The sequence below is a fragment of the Bacteroides sp. AM44-19 genome, assembly GCF_003603395.1.
Lineage (GTDB): Bacteria > Bacteroidota > Bacteroidia > Bacteroidales > Bacteroidaceae > Bacteroides > Bacteroides uniformis.
The window spans coordinates 104893-120505 of the sequence record NZ_QTNB01000012.1 but is presented as its reverse complement, the minus strand read 5'-3'; the positions used below and the strand labels follow the sequence as shown (position 1 = coordinate 120505).

Here is a 15613-nt window from a genome sequence, read left to right as displayed (position 1 = left end):
ATAAGCTTGTCAGAAGTCCATAAAAGACATTATTTTTTTGCGAACCCCCGAATTTCTCATTACCTTTGTCGCAATGCGCAATATGAAGGAATAACGTACTTATGGAAGATAACAACAATATGACCCTGCCGCTGGAAGAAGCAGACAACAATATCACAGAGAGCCCCGTTTCCAGCGTGGAATATACCGACGACAACATCCGCCACCTGGACGACATGGAGCATATCCGTGTCCGTTCCGGTATGTACATAGGCCGTCTGGGCGACGGCTCACAGAACGATGACGGCATCTATGTGTTGCTGAAAGAAGTGATGGACAACAGCATCGACGAGTTCAAGATGGGTGCCGGAAAGCGTATAGAAGTGACTATAGAAGACAGTCTGCGTGTCAGCGTACGCGACTATGGACGAGGCATTCCGCAAGGCAAACTGGTAGAGGCGGTCAGCAAACTGAATACCGGGGGTAAATATGACTCGAAGGCTTTCAAGAAAAGTGTCGGACTGAACGGCGTGGGCATCAAGGCGGTCAATGCGCTGAGTAGCCGTTTCGAGGTACGCAGTTACCGCGACGGCAAAGTACGTACCGCCATCTTCGAGAAAGGAACGCTGTTGAGTGATGTGACCGAAGACTCGACAGAAGAAAGCGGAACCTATATCTTCTTCGAACCGGACGCCACACTCTTCCTGAACTATTCCTTCCAGAACCAGTTCGTAGAAACCCTGCTGCGCAACTACACCTACCTGAATACGGGCCTCACCTTCATTTACAACGGCCAGCGCATCGTTTCCCGCCACGGGCTGGAGGACTTGCTGAAAGACAACATGACCAGCGAAGGCCTTTACGACATCATCCACCTGAAAGGAGAGGACATCGAGATTGCCTTCACACACACCAACCAATACGGCGAAGAGTACTACTCCTTTGTCAACGGGCAACACACCACCCAAGGCGGCACACACCAGACTGCCTTGAAGGAACACATTGCCCGTACCATCAAGGAGTTCTACAACAAGAACCAGGAATATGCCGACATCCGCAACGGACTGGTAGCCGCCATTGCCATCGACGTGGAGGAACCCATGTTCGAGAGCCAGACCAAAACGAAACTGGGCAGCAACAACATGTGGCCTGCCGCGCCGCAGGAACACAAGCCCGCCGGCCCCACGGTGAACAAATACGTAGGAGACTTCATCAAGACGGAAGTGGACAACTACCTCCACAAGAACCCGCTTGTGGCCGAAGTGATGCTGCAAAAGATACAAGACTCCGAGAAAGAGCGCAAAGCCATTGCCGGCGTCACCAAGCTGGCACGCGAACGCGCCAAGAAAGCCAACCTGCACAACCGCAAGCTGCGCGACTGCCGCTACCACTTGAGTGACGGTAAAGGCAAAGACCAGGAAACCGAATCCTGCATCTTCATTACCGAGGGAGACTCCGCCAGCGGTTCCATCACCAAGAGCCGCGACGTGAATACCCAAGCAGTATTCAGCCTGCGTGGTAAACCGCTAAATTCCTACGGACTCACCAAGAAAGTAGTTTATGAAAACGAAGAATTCAACTTGCTTCAAGCAGCCTTGAATATAGAAGACGGCATAGAGACACTGCGCTACAACAAAGTCATCGTAGCTACCGATGCCGATGTGGACGGCATGCACATCCGCCTGCTCATCATCACCTTCTTCCTGCAGTTCTTCCCCGACCTGATAAAGAAAGGGCATGTATATATCCTGCAAACCCCTCTCTTCCGCGTGCGCAACAAAAAGAAGACAAGTTATTGCTATACAGAGGAGGAACGTGTGAAAGCCATTGAAGAACTGGGTCCCAACCCCGAAATCACCCGATTCAAAGGTCTGGGAGAAATCTCGCCCGACGAGTTCAAGCATTTTATCGGCAAGGATATGCGTCTGGAACAAGTGTCCCTGCGCAAGACAGACCTCGTAAAAGAGCTGCTGGAATTCTACATGGGTAAGAATACCATGGAACGACAAAACTTTATTATCAACAACTTGGTTATAGAAGAAGATTTGGCATCATGAGAAGAGCTATCTTTCCGGGAACATTCGACCCGTTTACTATCGGACACTCTTCGGTAGTGAGCCGTGCACTGACTTTTATAGACGAAATCGTCATAGGCATCGGCATCAATGAAAATAAGAATACGTATTTCCCCTTGGAAAAGCGCGAACAAATGATACGAGACTACTACCGGAACGAGCCGCGCATCATTGTGCAGTCCTATGACTGCCTGACTATCGACTTTGCCCGGCAGGTAGATGCCAGTCTGATAATACGCGGCATACGCACCGTGAAGGATTTCGAATACGAGGAAACCATTGCCGACATCAACCGCAAACTGACCGGCATAGAAACCATCCTGCTCTTCACCGAGCCGGAACTTACCTGCGTCAGTTCCACCACCGTGCGCGAACTGCTGCAATACGGCAAGGACATAAGCATGTTCATACCGGAGGGAATGGAGATTAGGGATTAGGGATTAAGGATAAAGGATTAGGGATTAAAATGGAAATGATGAAAAAACTATTTACTATTATAATATGTATATGCGCGGTGACGGCGCAAGCGCAAAAGCCGAACAATGAAGCCCTGCGCAAACTGCAAATGGCAGAGTTTGCCATCACCAACCTTTATGTGGACAAGGTGGATGAAGACAAGCTGGTGGAAGAAGCCATCATCAAGATGCTGGCACAACTCGACCCGCACTCCACCTACAACAACGCCGAAGAAGTGAAGAAGATGAACGAGCCGTTGCAAGGCAATTTCGAGGGCATCGGCGTACAGTTTCAGATGATAGAAGATACCCTGCTTGTGATACAACCCGTGAGCAACGGACCTTCCGAGAAGGTGGGCATCCTTGCCGGCGACCGTATCGTAGCCGTCAATGACAGCGCCATTGCCGGAGTAAAAATGAGCACGGAAGATATTATGAGCCGCCTGCGCGGACCGAAAGACTCGGAAGTGAAACTCACCATTGTGCGCCGTGGCGTGGACGACCAGCTGTACTTCACCGTGAAGCGTGACAAAATTCCCATCCTCAGCCTGGACGCATCTTACATGATACAACCCAAAACCGGCTATATCCGTATCAACCGCTTCGGGGCAACCACCGCCGAAGAGTTTGCAGAAGCCCTGAAAAGCCTGCAAAAGAAAGGAATGAAAGACCTCATCCTCGACCTGCAAGGAAATGGAGGAGGGTATCTGAATGCCGCCATCGACCTTGCCAACGAATTTCTGAAGCAAAAAGAACTCATCGTCTACACCGAAGGAAGAGCCGCACGCCGCAGTGATTTCTTTGCCAAAGGTACGGGCAACTTCAAGAACGGCCGTCTCATCATATTGGTGGACGAGTACTCCGCTTCTGCCAGTGAAATCGTGACCGGAGCCATCCAGGACTGGGACAGAGGCGTGGTAGTAGGACGCCGCACCTTCGGCAAGGGATTAGTACAGCGTCCTATCGACCTGCCGGACGGTTCCATGATTCGCCTCACTATCGCCCGCTACTATACTCCTTCGGGCCGTTGTATCCAGAAGCCTTACGACAGCACCGCCAACCTCGACGGCCGCCTAACCGGCGAGAACAGTCAGGATAAGTATAACCAGGAACTGATAGACCGCTTCAATCATGGAGAAATGATTCATGCGGACAGTATCCATTTTGCCGACTCCCTGAAAGCACAGACCAAGCGTATGGGACGTACCGTTTACGGAGGTGGAGGTATCATGCCCGACTTCTTCGTCCCCATCGACACTACCCAGTACACAGACTATCACCGCAACCTCGTAGCCAAAGGCGTGGTTATCAAAGCCACTACCGGCTACATCGAGAAGCACCGGAAGGAGTTGCAGAACAAATACAAGAAATTCGAAGCCTTCAACGAGAAGTTCGAGATAGACGATAACTTCCTTGCCGAAATACGTACGCTTGCCGACAAAGAGAAAATCAAGTTTGACGAGAAACAGTACAACCAATCCCTACCGCTCATCAAGACACAACTTAAAGCCTTGATAGCCCGTGACCTATGGGACATGAACGAATACTTCCAGGTGATGAACAGCACGAACCAGAGCGTGCAGCAAGCTCTAAAAGTGCTGAACGAAGGCATCTACAGCACTATTATCCAATAGCCGACTTGAAACAAACTTAGGCGCGGATTATGCGGATTTAGTTTATCTAACTCCGCGTATTCCGCGTAATTCGCGCCTAAAATCATTCTCCGAACAGCCACTTATTCAGCCACTTGTTGACGTAGATGTTGACCACAGCACATCCAGCACCGATTGCAGCCCCCGCCAACACATCTGACGGATAATGCACTCCCTCGTTCATACGGGAAACTCCCACGGAACAAGCCCACAGGGCAGACGGAGCTATCACATACCATTTAGGATACTTTACACTGAGCGAGGTGGCAAGGGCAAAAGCCGTCGCCGTATGTCCAGAAGGAAAAGACGGGCTGCCTTCATGGCTATATGCATGCACTCTGTCGGGATATTTATCATAAGGACGCTCACGGTCCACCAGATATTTCATTCCATAAGTCACAACAAAAGCCCCCGCTACACTTGTACCTACGTAGACCGCATCTTTCAGCAAACCCTTATCATGTTTTATCCAAGCGGCAACCGCCATCGCCACCGGAACACCGACAGCAACATAGGGCTCCGAACGTGAAATTATCTTATTATAGTTACGGACAAACTTGCCATCCCAACTGTTAACCCGGTGCAAAGTGTTAATATCCCAATTCTGTGCCGAAAGACCGGATACAACAAGGCAGATAAAATATACAAAAAAAATAGCCTTTTTCATAAGTCCTTTATATTAGTTTGACGCAAAGATAGGACAAATAGATAGAGTTTTCACAAAAAAATTCTATCTTTGTTGCCACATTTATAATAATTCGCTAATCATTTCATGAGACTGGAAACTTGCTGCAACCGACAGATTGATTGTATGGTATGTCCCCAAAAATCAGAAGGAGTATTGGTTTACCGCCACTACCCCAAGGGACAACATTTCTCTGCTGAAAAGTGCACACAGAACTGCATGATATTTATGCTGAAAGGTGAATTACTTGTAAACAGTGACGAATATCCGGGCACCACTCTCCAAAGCCGCCAGCTCATCTTGCAAGCCATCGGCTCCAAAGTAGAACTCCTGGCTTTGACCGAAGTGGAATATATTGTGTATTGGTTCACCGAGCTTCCTCTGATTTGCGAAGAGCGCTACAAGGAGATACTGAAACGCTCGGAAGCCCCCTTGACTTATACCCCGCTTACCGCGATTTCCATGCTCGAAGGGCTCCTGAAAAGCCTTGCCTGCTACCTCAACGAGCAACCCTATGCGTGCAGCAAATACATTGAAATGAAATGCCAGGAATTGGTATACATATTGACATGCTACTATCCGCTACACCAAATCAGTACATTCTTCTACCCCATCAGCACTTATACGGAAAGCTTCCAATATTTCGTCATGCAGAACTACGACAAGGTGAAGAATGTGGAAGAGTTTGCCCACCTCGGTGGATATACCACCACCACATTCCGCCGTCTGTTTAAAAATATGTATGGGGTCCCGGTCTATGAATGGATTCTGGACAAGAAACGTGAAGGAATTCTGAACGACCTGCAATACACCAAACAACGCATTTCAGTCATCAGCGCCCGCTATGGCTTTGATTCCCTATCCCACTTTGCCCACTTCTGCAAAGACTCTTTCGGAGACACGCCCCGCGCCCTGAGAAAACGTTCAGCAAACGGAGAAAAGATTTCCATTATCTGCAAAGAGCAAGGCAAAGACCAGGAGGACGAGTAAACCTTTTACTTGTCCGTAAACTTCGCATTCTGCCGGATTACGGAATTATTTCTTTAATCGCTTGCTTTATCGCTGGATTTCTCCTATTTTTGCGAAACATTTACAGAAGTATCCTGATAGAACAAATTTTCAAACTATTAAATAACTTAAATTCAATCATTTATGTGGTTAAGTAATTCATCTGTAGGAAGGAAAGTGGTGATGAGCGTTACCGGTATCGCCCTTGTCCTGTTTCTGACATTTCACATGGCGATGAACCTGGTTGCATTAGTCTCGGCTAATGGCTACAACATGGTTTGTGAGTTCCTGGGAGCAAACTGGTACGCATTGGTGGCTACGGTAGGTCTGGCTGCCTTATTCATCATCCACATCATCTACGCTTTCTGGCTGACTATGCAGAACCGTAAGGCACGTGGTAGCGAACGTTATGCCGTTACGGAAAAGCCCAAGACTGTGGAATGGGCTTCTCAGAACATGCTCGTACTGGGTATCATCGTAATCGTGGGTTTGGGCCTGCACCTGGTAAACTTCTGGGCTAAAATGCAGCTTCCCGAGTTGATGCACAACATGGGCATGCATGCTGACACCCTCACGCTGGCATATGCAGCCAACGGTGTCTATCACATTCAAAACACCTTCAGCAATCCGGTATTCGTAGTGCTTTACCTCGTTTGGCTGGGCGCATTGTGGTTCCACCTCACTCACGGTTTCTGGAGCTCCATGCAGTCTTTGGGCTGGAACAACAAAGTATGGATTAACCGTTGGAAATGTATCTCCAACATCTATTCTACTATCGTTGTCCTCTGCTTCGCTCTGGTAGTTGTCGTATTCTTTGCAAAATCATTGTGCGGCGCTTGCTAAATTCAAATTGTAAATGACTAAATTGTAAATTGCATTATGACTAAGATAGATTCTAAAATACCGGAAGGACCGGTGGCTGAGAAATGGACCAATTATAAAGCTCACCAAAAATTAGTGAACCCTGCCAACAAGCGTCGTCTGGACATCATCGTAGTAGGAACCGGACTTGCCGGTGCCAGTGCTGCCGCCTCTCTGGGCGAAATGGGTTTCAGAGTATTCAACTTCTGCATCCAGGACTCTCCGCGCCGTGCACACTCCATCGCTGCACAAGGTGGTATCAATGCTGCTAAGAATTACCAAAACGACGGTGACTCTGTATACCGTCTGTTCTACGATACAGTAAAGGGTGGCGACTACCGTGCCCGCGAAGCTAACGTTTACCGTCTGGCTGAAGTATCCAACAATATTATCGACCAATGCGTTGCACAAGGTGTTCCTTTCGCCCGCGAATACGGCGGTACACTGGACAACCGTTCTTTCGGTGGTGCTCAGGTATCCCGTACTTTCTATGCCAAGGGTCAGACCGGACAGCAGCTGTTGCTGGGTGCATACTCTGCATTGAGCCGCCAGGTGAACGTAGGCACTGTGAAACTGTATACCCGCTACGAAATGGAAGACGTTGTCCTCATTGACGGACGTGCCCGCGGTATCATTGCAAAGAACCTCGTTACCGGTAAATTGGAACGTTTTGCCGCCCACGCTGTGGTAATCGCTACCGGTGGTTACGGCAATGCCTACTTCCTTTCTACCAATGCAATGGCATGTAACTGCTCTGCAGCAATGGCTTGCTACCGTAAAGGTGCCTGGTTTGCCAACCCTGCTTACGTACAGATTCACCCCACTTGTATCCCGGTTCACGGTGACAAGCAGTCTAAGCTGACTTTGATGTCCGAATCTCTGCGTAACGATGGTCGTATCTGGGTTCCGAAGAAGCTGGAAGATGCCAAGAAACTGCAGGAAGGTACACTGCAAGGAAAAGATATTCCCGAGGAAGACCGCGACTACTACCTGGAACGCCGTTATCCGGCATTCGGTAACCTCGTTCCGCGTGACGTTGCCAGCCGCGCTGCCAAAGAACGCTGCGACAAGGGCTTCGGCGTAAACAACACCGGTCTTGCCGTATTCCTTGACTTCTCCGAAGCTATCAACCGTCTGGGTAAAGATGTCGTTGCACAACGTTACGGCAACCTCTTCGATATGTATGAAGAAATCACTGATGTCAGCCCATACGAAAACCCGATGATGATTTATCCGGCTATCCACTATACCATGGGTGGTATCTGGGTTGACTACGAACTGATGACCTCCATCAAGGGACTGTTCGCCATCGGTGAATGTAACTTCTCCGACCACGGTGCAAACCGCCTCGGTGCTTCCGCCCTGATGCAAGGTCTGGCCGATGGTTACTTCGTATTGCCTTACACTATCCAGAACTATCTGGCCGACCAGATTACAGTTCCCCGTTTCTCTACCGACCTGCCCGAATTTGCAGCTGCAGAAAAGGCCGTTCAGGAGAAGATTGACTGGATGATGAACATCAAGGGTAAGAAGTCTGTAGACTCTATCCACAAGGAACTGGGCCACATTATGTGGGAATATGTAGGTATGGGACGTACGGCCGAAGGCTTGAAGGAAGGTCTGAAGAAGCTGAAAGAAGTCCGCAAGGAGTTCGAGAAAGAACTGTTCATCCCAGGCGACAAGGAAGGTATGAATGTAGAACTCGACAAGGCTATCCGTCTGTACGACTTCATCACTATGGGCGAGCTGGTTGCTTACGATGCACTGAACCGTAACGAAAGCTGCGGCGGTCACTTCCGTGAAGAATATCAGACTGAAGAAGGCGAAGCCAAGCGTGACGATGAAAACTACTTCTACGTGGCTTGCTGGGAATATCAGGGTTCTGACGAAAAGGAACCGGTATTGCTGAAAGAGCCGCTGGTTTACGAAGCAATCAAGGTACAGACTCGTAACTACAAGAGCTAATCGGGAAGTTGAACATTTAAAGAATTAAAGAAAATGGATAAAAATATATCATTTACGCTCAAGGTATGGCGCCAGAAGGGTCCGAAAGCAAAAGGCGCTTTTGAAACATACCAAATGAAAGATATCCCGGGCGATACTTCATTCCTCGAAATGCTGGATATCTTGAACGAACAGCTGATTTCTGAAGGTAAAGAACCGGTTGTATTCGACCACGACTGCCGCGAAGGTATCTGCGGTATGTGTTCGCTCTACATCAACGGACACCCCCACGGTCCTGCAACCGGCGCTACGACTTGCCAGATTTATATGCGTCGTTTCAACGACGGCGATACCATCACTGTTGAACCGTGGCGCTCTGCCGGTTTCCCGGTTATCAAGGACTTGATGGTCGACCGTACGGCCTACGACAAGATTATGCAGGCAGGCGGCTACGTCAGCGTACGTACCGGTGCTCCCCAGGATGCCAACGCTATCCTGATTCCGAAGCCCATCGCTGACGAGGCTATGGATGCTGCCAGCTGTATCGGTTGTGGTGCTTGTGTGGCTGCTTGTAAGAACGGTTCTGCTATGCTGTTCGTTTCTGCCAAGGTGAGCCAGCTGAACCTGTTGCCCCAAGGCAAACCGGAAGCATTGCGCCGTGCCAAGGCTATGTTGAGCAAGATGGACGAACTCGGTTTCGGTAACTGTACAAACACTCGTGCGTGCGAAGCTGAATGCCCGAAGAATGTTTCCATCAGCAACATTGCTCGCCTGAACCGCGACTTTATCATTGCGAAACTGAAAGACTAATCCGGTCTTTCTGCAAATAATATAGGATGCGCTTCGGATAAACCTTTTGAGCAAGCTCAGATTTATCACTCAGCTTTCACTATATTTGATTAATATCACAAGAGACTCCTCTGCCGGGAAACCGCCGGAGGAGTTTTTTATGACATGCCGTTTACTTCAGATAAATTGCCGGCACGCAAGCTACGGGGAGAAGCCCCGAAATTCTTTTTGCAGAAATTGGAAAAATGAGGCAGCGATTCAAAGCCATATTTATAGCAAATCTCTGATATAGAAGCATCCGTATAACGAAGTTCATAAACCACGCTTTCCTTCCTCCGTTCCATCATCCACTCGTACACCGGTTGATGAAAAACAGAATTGAATATACGCCGGAAAGTAGCTACTGTATATCCTCCCAACTGGGCAAGTTCCTCTACCGTCTTGACTTTGGCATGATTCTGCAAGACAAAGTAGTGGAAGGAATTAGTATACTGGGCAAGAGGATGTATCAGCATGGAAAGCTCATAGTCGGAGTAGTAATTTCCAAGAATGAAAGCAAGTTCTTTCCGTTTGAAACAAAGCATTTCCCGGCAAATCTTCTCCTCGGACAAATAGGCCTTGGAACTTTCCAGAAAGAGCTGCAACTCGGGAGTAATGGTCAAAGGATAGAATATCAATGGAGGGGTAACCTCTTTCATAATATGGTTATACCGGTCCTCACAGAAGAATTCAGGCTTACTGAACCGGTAACAAACGCATTCCACATCCGTCATGGCAAGTATTTCGTACTTGGAACCAATAGCTTGAAGGATGAACTCACCTGCATGCAACACAGTTCCCGCATACTCCTTACTGTTGACAAGCACTTCTCCTTTCAGCAGGAAAATTATAATATTTTCCTCACACTTTCGCGCCGGCAGATGGAATCCTCTGGGGTGGGAAGCATATATTATTGCATTGTCCACAGCCTTGGGACATTGAGCGCATTGTTTTTTACCTCTGCAAGCAGAAGAGTTGGGCATCGGCAAGTAGATTTGTTTGTTTGTTGCAGTGACAAAAATAGATAAATAATACTCATAAAAGAAACATTCCCCGAAAACTTTCATAAAGAAGTTTCGGGGAATGAATAAAATAGAAGTAATTCAGTTTTTTATTGCGGACAGTGCCGTTTTATTTTTCCACGTTCGTATCATCAGCCGTACTCCATGGACCAACTTCAGGTACAAAGGTTACTTTTGCCGCCTTATTGGCCAGCGTCAGCGTATAACGTATCTTTTTGCCTTCACCCCAGGCTTGTGTATCATTCAAGTCAATGGCGGAAGTTACAGTATCAAGAAGAACGTCTTTCTCATAGATGTCATAGACAACATTGATTTTGGCATTCGTATCCAACGTCTGGGGCATCAACATCCAGGCTGTATTCACTTCCACACCCGTTGTATTCACTTCCAATGCACTGCCGGCAATCGTATGCGCATAAGTGGCTGTTCCTTCTTGTGACTTCCATGTTGAATCATCAAAACCATAAGTTCCCTTATTGTGCACGCCGGATATTGTAAGTGTTTTCAGTTTATAAGTCAAAGCGTCGGCTGCCTTGACAGTGAAATTTATTTGGGTCAGTATATGGCCGAATTTCAAAGATACCCCACTGGCATTTGATGCCTTGGTTGCATCCGTCACTTTCGCGGCTACCAAGTCCGTTTGGGCAGCTACATCTGCTACCGTATAAGTAATGGAAGGATATATAGCACCAGCAGCCGGTTGATTGTACGTCAAGGCTCCGGTACCCGGATTCCCGTAAGCAAAGAACTGCAAGTTATCCGTCATTGGCCAATAATATGTTCCCCCAGTCAAACTCCAGTTGGGAGCACTATAGGTTACTTTAACATCTGTCATGAATTCCTTCATCGCATCAAAAGTCGCAACGGAGGCCATTGCTGTCGCTCCCGTATTATAAGCATACACAGTGAACCCTACCTTCTGCAATTCCGGCAAATCAGTCACTGTGGCTCTCGTAGTGTTACCCACTACTGTTCCCAATTTAATCTCTGCCTTTTGTCCGGCATTCTCTATCTCCTCACTTTCCGAGCAACTCATTACTGCTGCTGCAGCCAAAGCCAAAAATAAAACCTTCTTCATAATTGTCTGTTATTAAAGTTAATATATTTATTTGTCTGTTTGCTATCAATTCACCGGTAGCTCCACATCCGTCTCATCATCCCAATCATCCACATCGCCACCAATCCCTCCATCTCCTTCATCGGTTCCCGGTTCCAAATCATCCACCACAACCTTGTCCTCCGGTACGGGAACCTCGATATGGATTTCCGACCCAGGAACGCCCACATCAGGTTCTTCTTCGCCTCCTCCCGAGGGAGGAGCTGTTTCAATCACTTCCGTGATATCCACCTTCACCTCTTGAACCGTTTTATCTCGTTTCACAATCTTCAGTGTCAGCAACATAGGACTATCCGCACGGGTCTTGGTATCTTTCAGTAATACAAAACTGGAGAAATACCCCCATAAAAGCCCGTTTTCACGCTTTGTATCCACACATATAGGTACCTCGCTCAAATGGCAAGCACGGTTGCCTATAAAGTAACTTCCGTTCAAGCCGTCCACATGGCAGATGATGCTCGATATTCTATCCCATCCTTCCACCTTTATATCAAAGGAATAATGGTCCACTACCGCTTCCGGCTTCCAGTTCAACGGAAGCGCCACATCACTCTGCCTTATTTCCACCTCGTCCAAAGCCACCACATACAAAGGGTCGGGCGACCAAACCATATCTTCGTGTACATCCAGCCCCGTACAGTGTCCCGTAAAAGCCTCAATCGTCTCATAACTCTCGTCGCCCCGTATCTGTATACTCTCCGTATTGAAGTTATAGGCCACCACCGCATACTTCCCCGGCGGTACCTTCACCTCACCCCCTCCGGCAGGCAGATAACTTTCAACCTTTCTCCCCTGAGTATCTTTCGGATAGAAGATAATCCGCATGGTCTGCGGCAGCTTATCCGTCACCCCTTTCCAATCCAGTTTAATCTGTACTCCGCTAACGGGATAATCATCCAGCATATCGCGGAAGTCACAGCTTCCCAGCATTGGCAACAGTCCGAAGAACAGCCAGAGAATCATATGCCGTGCATCTTTCATACCACTCATCTCCCCGACGTTAGAAGCCATACCAAAGAAATTTTTGCTTTTGTCGGCCCGATAAAGTGATACTTTCCACTGCTGACCCAAACCAAGTCATTTCCATAAGAAGTATATTTCCTGTACTCCGTATCCAAGTATCCAATGCCCACACTGAATTCAATCGCCAGATGCCGAGCCAGTGGACGCACGTATCCATAAGTTATTCCTGCAGCTGCGTAATACTTCCCCCGGTATCCCTTCTCCTTTTTCAACTGAAAATCATAGGTACCTCCTTCGGCATATGCTCCCAGGAAGTGTCCGGACAATCTTCCGCGCGTATGGCGGTTTCCCAACCAGTAACGCGCCTCTGTCCCTCCCGAAAGGAGCTGATAGCAGAAATTACATCCGCTGTCAGACCACCAAGGGCATTTGTACTCAACATTCAAAGACCACCTCTTTCCCAATGGCAGCTCCACTTCTATGTTCGGAGCCAAGGCCAGGTCGTAAAGCAAATTATTTTTTAACGCCAGCACCGTTTTACAAGTATGGCTATGGGATTCTACCGACTTATTCTGCCCTATTACCTGCCCCGACATCATGCAAAAAAGGAGTAGCCAAAAGACATATATAAAAATGCGTTTTCCCATAATTTCGCGTTGTATACAAACAAAAGTAGAAGATAATTACCGAATAAAAATCACTTTCCATCACTCTTTTCAAAGGCTGAAAGGTTCTGTGAAACGATTGAAACAGATTTGCAACTTCTGCCTTATCCGGGACGCTGTGAATAGATTCTTCTCTCTCAAAAAGTCAATCCGTGTGCGAAAACAGTAAAATTCAGTGAAAGAAATACAAAAGAAGTAGCAGGAACATTCTGAAATTTGGAAGATAACAACGGGAACCTTACATTTGTAATGTGATTTTTTTCATAGTATTAGATTTAAGGTTAACAAAGGTTGGAGTACAGCGGTACTCCTTTTTTTATGCCCATACGTTTCTCCGAATGACAAAAAATAGCTATCTTCGATGGCTTTTATAACTGTTAAAGAAGAAAACATCACCACTTGAGCCCATTATGAAAAAACCGGTACTCGCATTGCTTTCCATAATCCTACTTACCGCAGGATGTTCCCAACGGCCTGCTGCCACCACCAAGATACCCCTAACCAGCGCACACCGTGGTGCCGCCACCATCGCTCCCGAAAACACAATGGCATCCGTAGATTCGTGCATCAAATACGGTGTAGGCAATATAGAATGCGATGTCTGCATCAGTAAGGACAGTGTCTTCTACGTACTGCACGATTCCACCCTCGACCGTACCACCAACGGTACCGGCGCCATCTCCCAATGGCTGTCCGCCGACATCGACACACTGGATGCCGGCTCTTGGTTTGCGCCCCGATTTGCCGGACAACGGGTACTACGTCTTACCGACCTGCTACGCAAGGCCAAAGAGCACGGTTTAAGAATCACCATCGACTACCGCAACGGCGGTCTGCACCAATTACTGAATCTGATAAAGGACGAAGGCATGCTGGAAAACTGCAACTTCACCTTCAGCAAGGAGTATCATGCCAAATGCTTCAGAAAGATGGCACCCGAGGTAAGAACCCTGCAAGCCTACATCAAAAGTGAAAAAGACATAGAGCATGTCGTAAAGGAACTGCACCCCGACATCGCTGTCGTCTGGATTGACTCCCTTACCCCGCAATTCGTAAAGAAATGCCGTGAGCACAACCTGCAGGTACTGGCACTCGTCCTGGGGCTGGACGACAAGACGGAAGAGAACCAGAAGGCAGTCGACCTGGGGGTAGACATCATAGCGACGGACCACCCGGAAAAGTTCATCATGAAATACGGGAAACCGTCCATGTAAGGCAAGAGACCTGCCGCGCTCAAGTCAGCAAGTGATAGACACCGCCCACCATTGCCTTGACCACTCCCTTCATCTCCAACTCAAAAAGCAAGGCACTCATCCGGTTGACGGGTATGTCCGCTTCCACCACCATCGCATTGATATGGAGGTCTCCCTGCCGCATAAGGATGCGCACAACAAGCTCCTCCTCTTCCGTCAGTTCCGGAAAGAGATTACGCTGAATACCTTCTGTCCGGGCAGGCTGCTCCGCTACGGCCCAGCCCATAATCTGCACAAACTCTTCCGCACTCTGGATAAGGGCGGCCTTGTTGTCGCGTATCAACCGGTTACAACCGATGGAAGATTCGTCCGTAACACGCCCCGGAACGGCAAAGCAGTCACGATGATATCCCTCTGCCAACTCTGCAGTGATAAGGGAACCTCCCTTTGCGGCAGATTCCACCACAATGGTAGCATCACTCATACCCGCCACAATACGGTTGCGGCTGACGAAATTATGCTTGTCCGGATTCGTCCCGGTAAGGAATTCGGTCAACAGTCCGCCTTGTGCCAGCATGTCGATGGCTGTTTTCCGGTGTACATACGGATAGATGCGGTCCAGTCCGTGAGCAAGGACAGCAACGGTAGGGAGATGATTTGCCAAAGCGGCCCGATGGGCATGGATATCTATCCCGTAAGCCAGTCCGCTTACTACCAGCACATCGGGACAAAGAACGGCCAAATCGCGCAGGAAGTCGGCACAGAATTGCTTGCCGTAATCGGTGGCACGGCGTGTACCTACCATATCGACGACATGCAGGCGGTTGAAATCGGTGTTTCCTTTAAAGAAAAGTACAATCGGTGCGTCCTCACATTCACGCAAGCGGGAAGGGTAAGCCTCATCCTTCAACGTCAGGCAGGAAAGACGATTCTTCTCTACAAACTCCATCTCCTGCTCGGCACGCAGAAAGGCAGCGGGACAATCAAGAGCCGTCACTACCCCCGGATTCACACCGGGCATGATTTCGGGGAGCTCCTTCCGCCGACTGAATACTTCGGCAGCACTGCCCATACCCTCTATTAAACGCTTTGCCCCGATATGTCCTATACCGGGGCAAAGTGTGAGAGCTATACTGCAAATCCGTTCGTCACTGTTCATTCCACCA

General features: G+C 48.5%; 13 protein-coding genes and 1 pseudogene. 8 read left to right on the top strand and 6 right to left on the bottom strand.

Features of this window, described 5'->3' with window-relative positions:
• Nucleotides 1-101: 101 nt before the first annotated feature.
• The 3 genes from DW947_RS16030 to DW947_RS16020 are packed head-to-tail and all read left to right on the top strand — an operon-like array spanning nt 102 to nt 4143.
• Nucleotides 102-2036 (top strand): DNA topoisomerase IV subunit B, encoded by a 1935-nt coding sequence (locus tag DW947_RS16030; RefSeq protein WP_005830915.1) that lies wholly within the window; start codon nt 102-104, stop codon nt 2034-2036.
• Complete coding sequence (gene coaD / locus DW947_RS16025; protein WP_005830918.1) at nt 2033-2491, top strand: pantetheine-phosphate adenylyltransferase; 459 nt, start codon at nt 2033-2035, stop codon at nt 2489-2491. Before DW947_RS16030 ends, coaD begins: the two co-directional genes overlap by 4 nt.
• Nucleotides 2492-2529: 38 nt before the next feature.
• A complete protein-coding gene (locus tag DW947_RS16020) occupies nt 2530-4143 on the top strand; it encodes a S41 family peptidase (RefSeq protein WP_034529349.1) in 1614 nt (537 codons plus the stop codon).
• Nucleotides 4144-4225: 82 nt separating this feature from the next.
• Here the strand turns inward: DW947_RS16020 and DW947_RS16015 are convergent, their stop codons facing one another.
• A complete protein-coding gene (locus DW947_RS16015) occupies nt 4226-4828 on the bottom strand; it encodes a phosphatase PAP2 family protein (RefSeq protein WP_005830921.1) in 603 nt (200 codons plus the stop codon).
• Nucleotides 4829-4933: 105 nt separating this feature from the next.
• On the opposite strand from DW947_RS16015, the gene DW947_RS16010 reads away from it, so the two are divergent.
• The 4 genes from DW947_RS16010 (at nt 4934) to DW947_RS15995 (ending at nt 9469) form a co-directional block, all read left to right on the top strand.
• The gene (locus tag DW947_RS16010; protein WP_005834304.1) at nt 4934-5836 is read left to right on the top strand and encodes a helix-turn-helix domain-containing protein; all 903 of its coding nucleotides are present in this window, start codon (nt 4934-4936) and stop codon (nt 5834-5836) included.
• A gap of 162 nt (nt 5837-5998) precedes the next feature.
• Nucleotides 5999-6697 carry a succinate dehydrogenase/fumarate reductase cytochrome b subunit gene (locus DW947_RS16005; protein ID WP_005830923.1) on the top strand — a complete coding sequence of 233 codons (699 nt, stop codon included), beginning with the start codon at nt 5999-6001 and terminating at the stop codon, nt 6695-6697.
• 36 nt (nt 6698-6733) lie between these two features.
• A complete protein-coding gene (locus DW947_RS16000) occupies nt 6734-8680 on the top strand; it encodes a fumarate reductase/succinate dehydrogenase flavoprotein subunit (protein WP_005830924.1) in 1947 nt (648 codons plus the stop codon).
• Nucleotides 8681-8713: 33 nt separating this feature from the next.
• On the top strand, nt 8714-9469 hold the full coding sequence (locus tag DW947_RS15995) for a succinate dehydrogenase/fumarate reductase iron-sulfur subunit (protein ID WP_005830925.1): 756 nt from the start codon (nt 8714-8716) through the stop codon (nt 9467-9469).
• Between the two features lie 137 nt (nt 9470-9606).
• Here DW947_RS15995 and DW947_RS15990 read toward each other — a convergent pair whose 3' ends face one another.
• The 4 genes and pseudogenes from DW947_RS15990 to DW947_RS15975 all read right to left on the bottom strand — a co-directional run.
• On the bottom strand, nt 9607-10470 hold the full coding sequence (locus DW947_RS15990) for a helix-turn-helix transcriptional regulator (RefSeq protein ID WP_035447330.1): 864 nt from the start codon (nt 10468-10470) through the stop codon (nt 9607-9609).
• Nucleotides 10471-10618: 148 nt separating this feature from the next.
• A complete protein-coding gene (locus tag DW947_RS15985; protein WP_117962961.1) occupies nt 10619-11587 on the bottom strand; it encodes a fimbrillin family protein in 969 nt (322 codons plus the stop codon).
• A gap of 45 nt (nt 11588-11632) precedes the next feature.
• Complete coding sequence (locus DW947_RS15980; RefSeq protein WP_087333179.1) at nt 11633-12637, bottom strand: DUF5119 domain-containing protein; 1005 nt, start codon at nt 12635-12637, stop codon at nt 11633-11635.
• A pseudogene (locus DW947_RS15975) lies at nt 12613-13128 on the bottom strand (DUF3575 domain-containing protein); the annotation flags it as partial. The gene DW947_RS15980 and the pseudogene DW947_RS15975, both read right to left, overlap by 25 nt.
• A 536-nt stretch (nt 13129-13664) precedes the next feature.
• Here DW947_RS15975 and DW947_RS15970 point away from each other — a divergent pair.
• On the top strand, nt 13665-14468 hold the full coding sequence (locus DW947_RS15970; protein ID WP_098032018.1) for a glycerophosphodiester phosphodiesterase: 804 nt from the start codon (nt 13665-13667) through the stop codon (nt 14466-14468).
• A gap of 19 nt (nt 14469-14487) precedes the next feature.
• Here the strand turns inward: DW947_RS15970 and dprA are convergent, their stop codons facing one another.
• Nucleotides 14488-15606, bottom strand: coding sequence for a DNA-processing protein DprA (dprA, locus tag DW947_RS15965; protein ID WP_117962959.1), 1119 nt, complete (start codon nt 15604-15606; stop codon nt 14488-14490).
• Nucleotides 15607-15613 lie beyond the last annotated feature (7 nt).

Coding starts and splice junctions, on each gene's coding strand:
- DW947_RS16030 (WP_005830915.1), top strand. CDS start 102: ATGGAAGATAACAACAATATGACCCTGCCGCTGGAAGAAGCAGACAAC.
- coaD (WP_005830918.1), top strand. CDS start 2,033: ATGAGAAGAGCTATCTTTCCGGGAACATTCGACCCGTTTACTATCGGA.
- DW947_RS16020 (WP_034529349.1), top strand. CDS start 2,530: ATGAAAAAACTATTTACTATTATAATATGTATATGCGCGGTGACGGCG.
- DW947_RS16015 (WP_005830921.1), bottom strand. CDS start 4,828: ATGAAAAAGGCTATTTTTTTTGTATATTTTATCTGCCTTGTTGTATCC.
- DW947_RS16010 (WP_005834304.1), top strand. CDS start 4,934: ATGAGACTGGAAACTTGCTGCAACCGACAGATTGATTGTATGGTATGT.
- DW947_RS16005 (WP_005830923.1), top strand. CDS start 5,999: ATGTGGTTAAGTAATTCATCTGTAGGAAGGAAAGTGGTGATGAGCGTT.
- DW947_RS16000 (WP_005830924.1), top strand. CDS start 6,734: ATGACTAAGATAGATTCTAAAATACCGGAAGGACCGGTGGCTGAGAAA.
- DW947_RS15995 (WP_005830925.1), top strand. CDS start 8,714: ATGGATAAAAATATATCATTTACGCTCAAGGTATGGCGCCAGAAGGGT.
- DW947_RS15990 (WP_035447330.1), bottom strand. CDS start 10,470: ATGCCCAACTCTTCTGCTTGCAGAGGTAAAAAACAATGCGCTCAATGT.
- DW947_RS15985 (WP_117962961.1), bottom strand. CDS start 11,587: ATGAAGAAGGTTTTATTTTTGGCTTTGGCTGCAGCAGCAGTAATGAGT.
- DW947_RS15980 (WP_087333179.1), bottom strand. CDS start 12,637: ATGGCTTCTAACGTCGGGGAGATGAGTGGTATGAAAGATGCACGGCAT.
- DW947_RS15970 (WP_098032018.1), top strand. CDS start 13,665: ATGAAAAAACCGGTACTCGCATTGCTTTCCATAATCCTACTTACCGCA.
- dprA (WP_117962959.1), bottom strand. CDS start 15,606: ATGAACAGTGACGAACGGATTTGCAGTATAGCTCTCACACTTTGCCCC.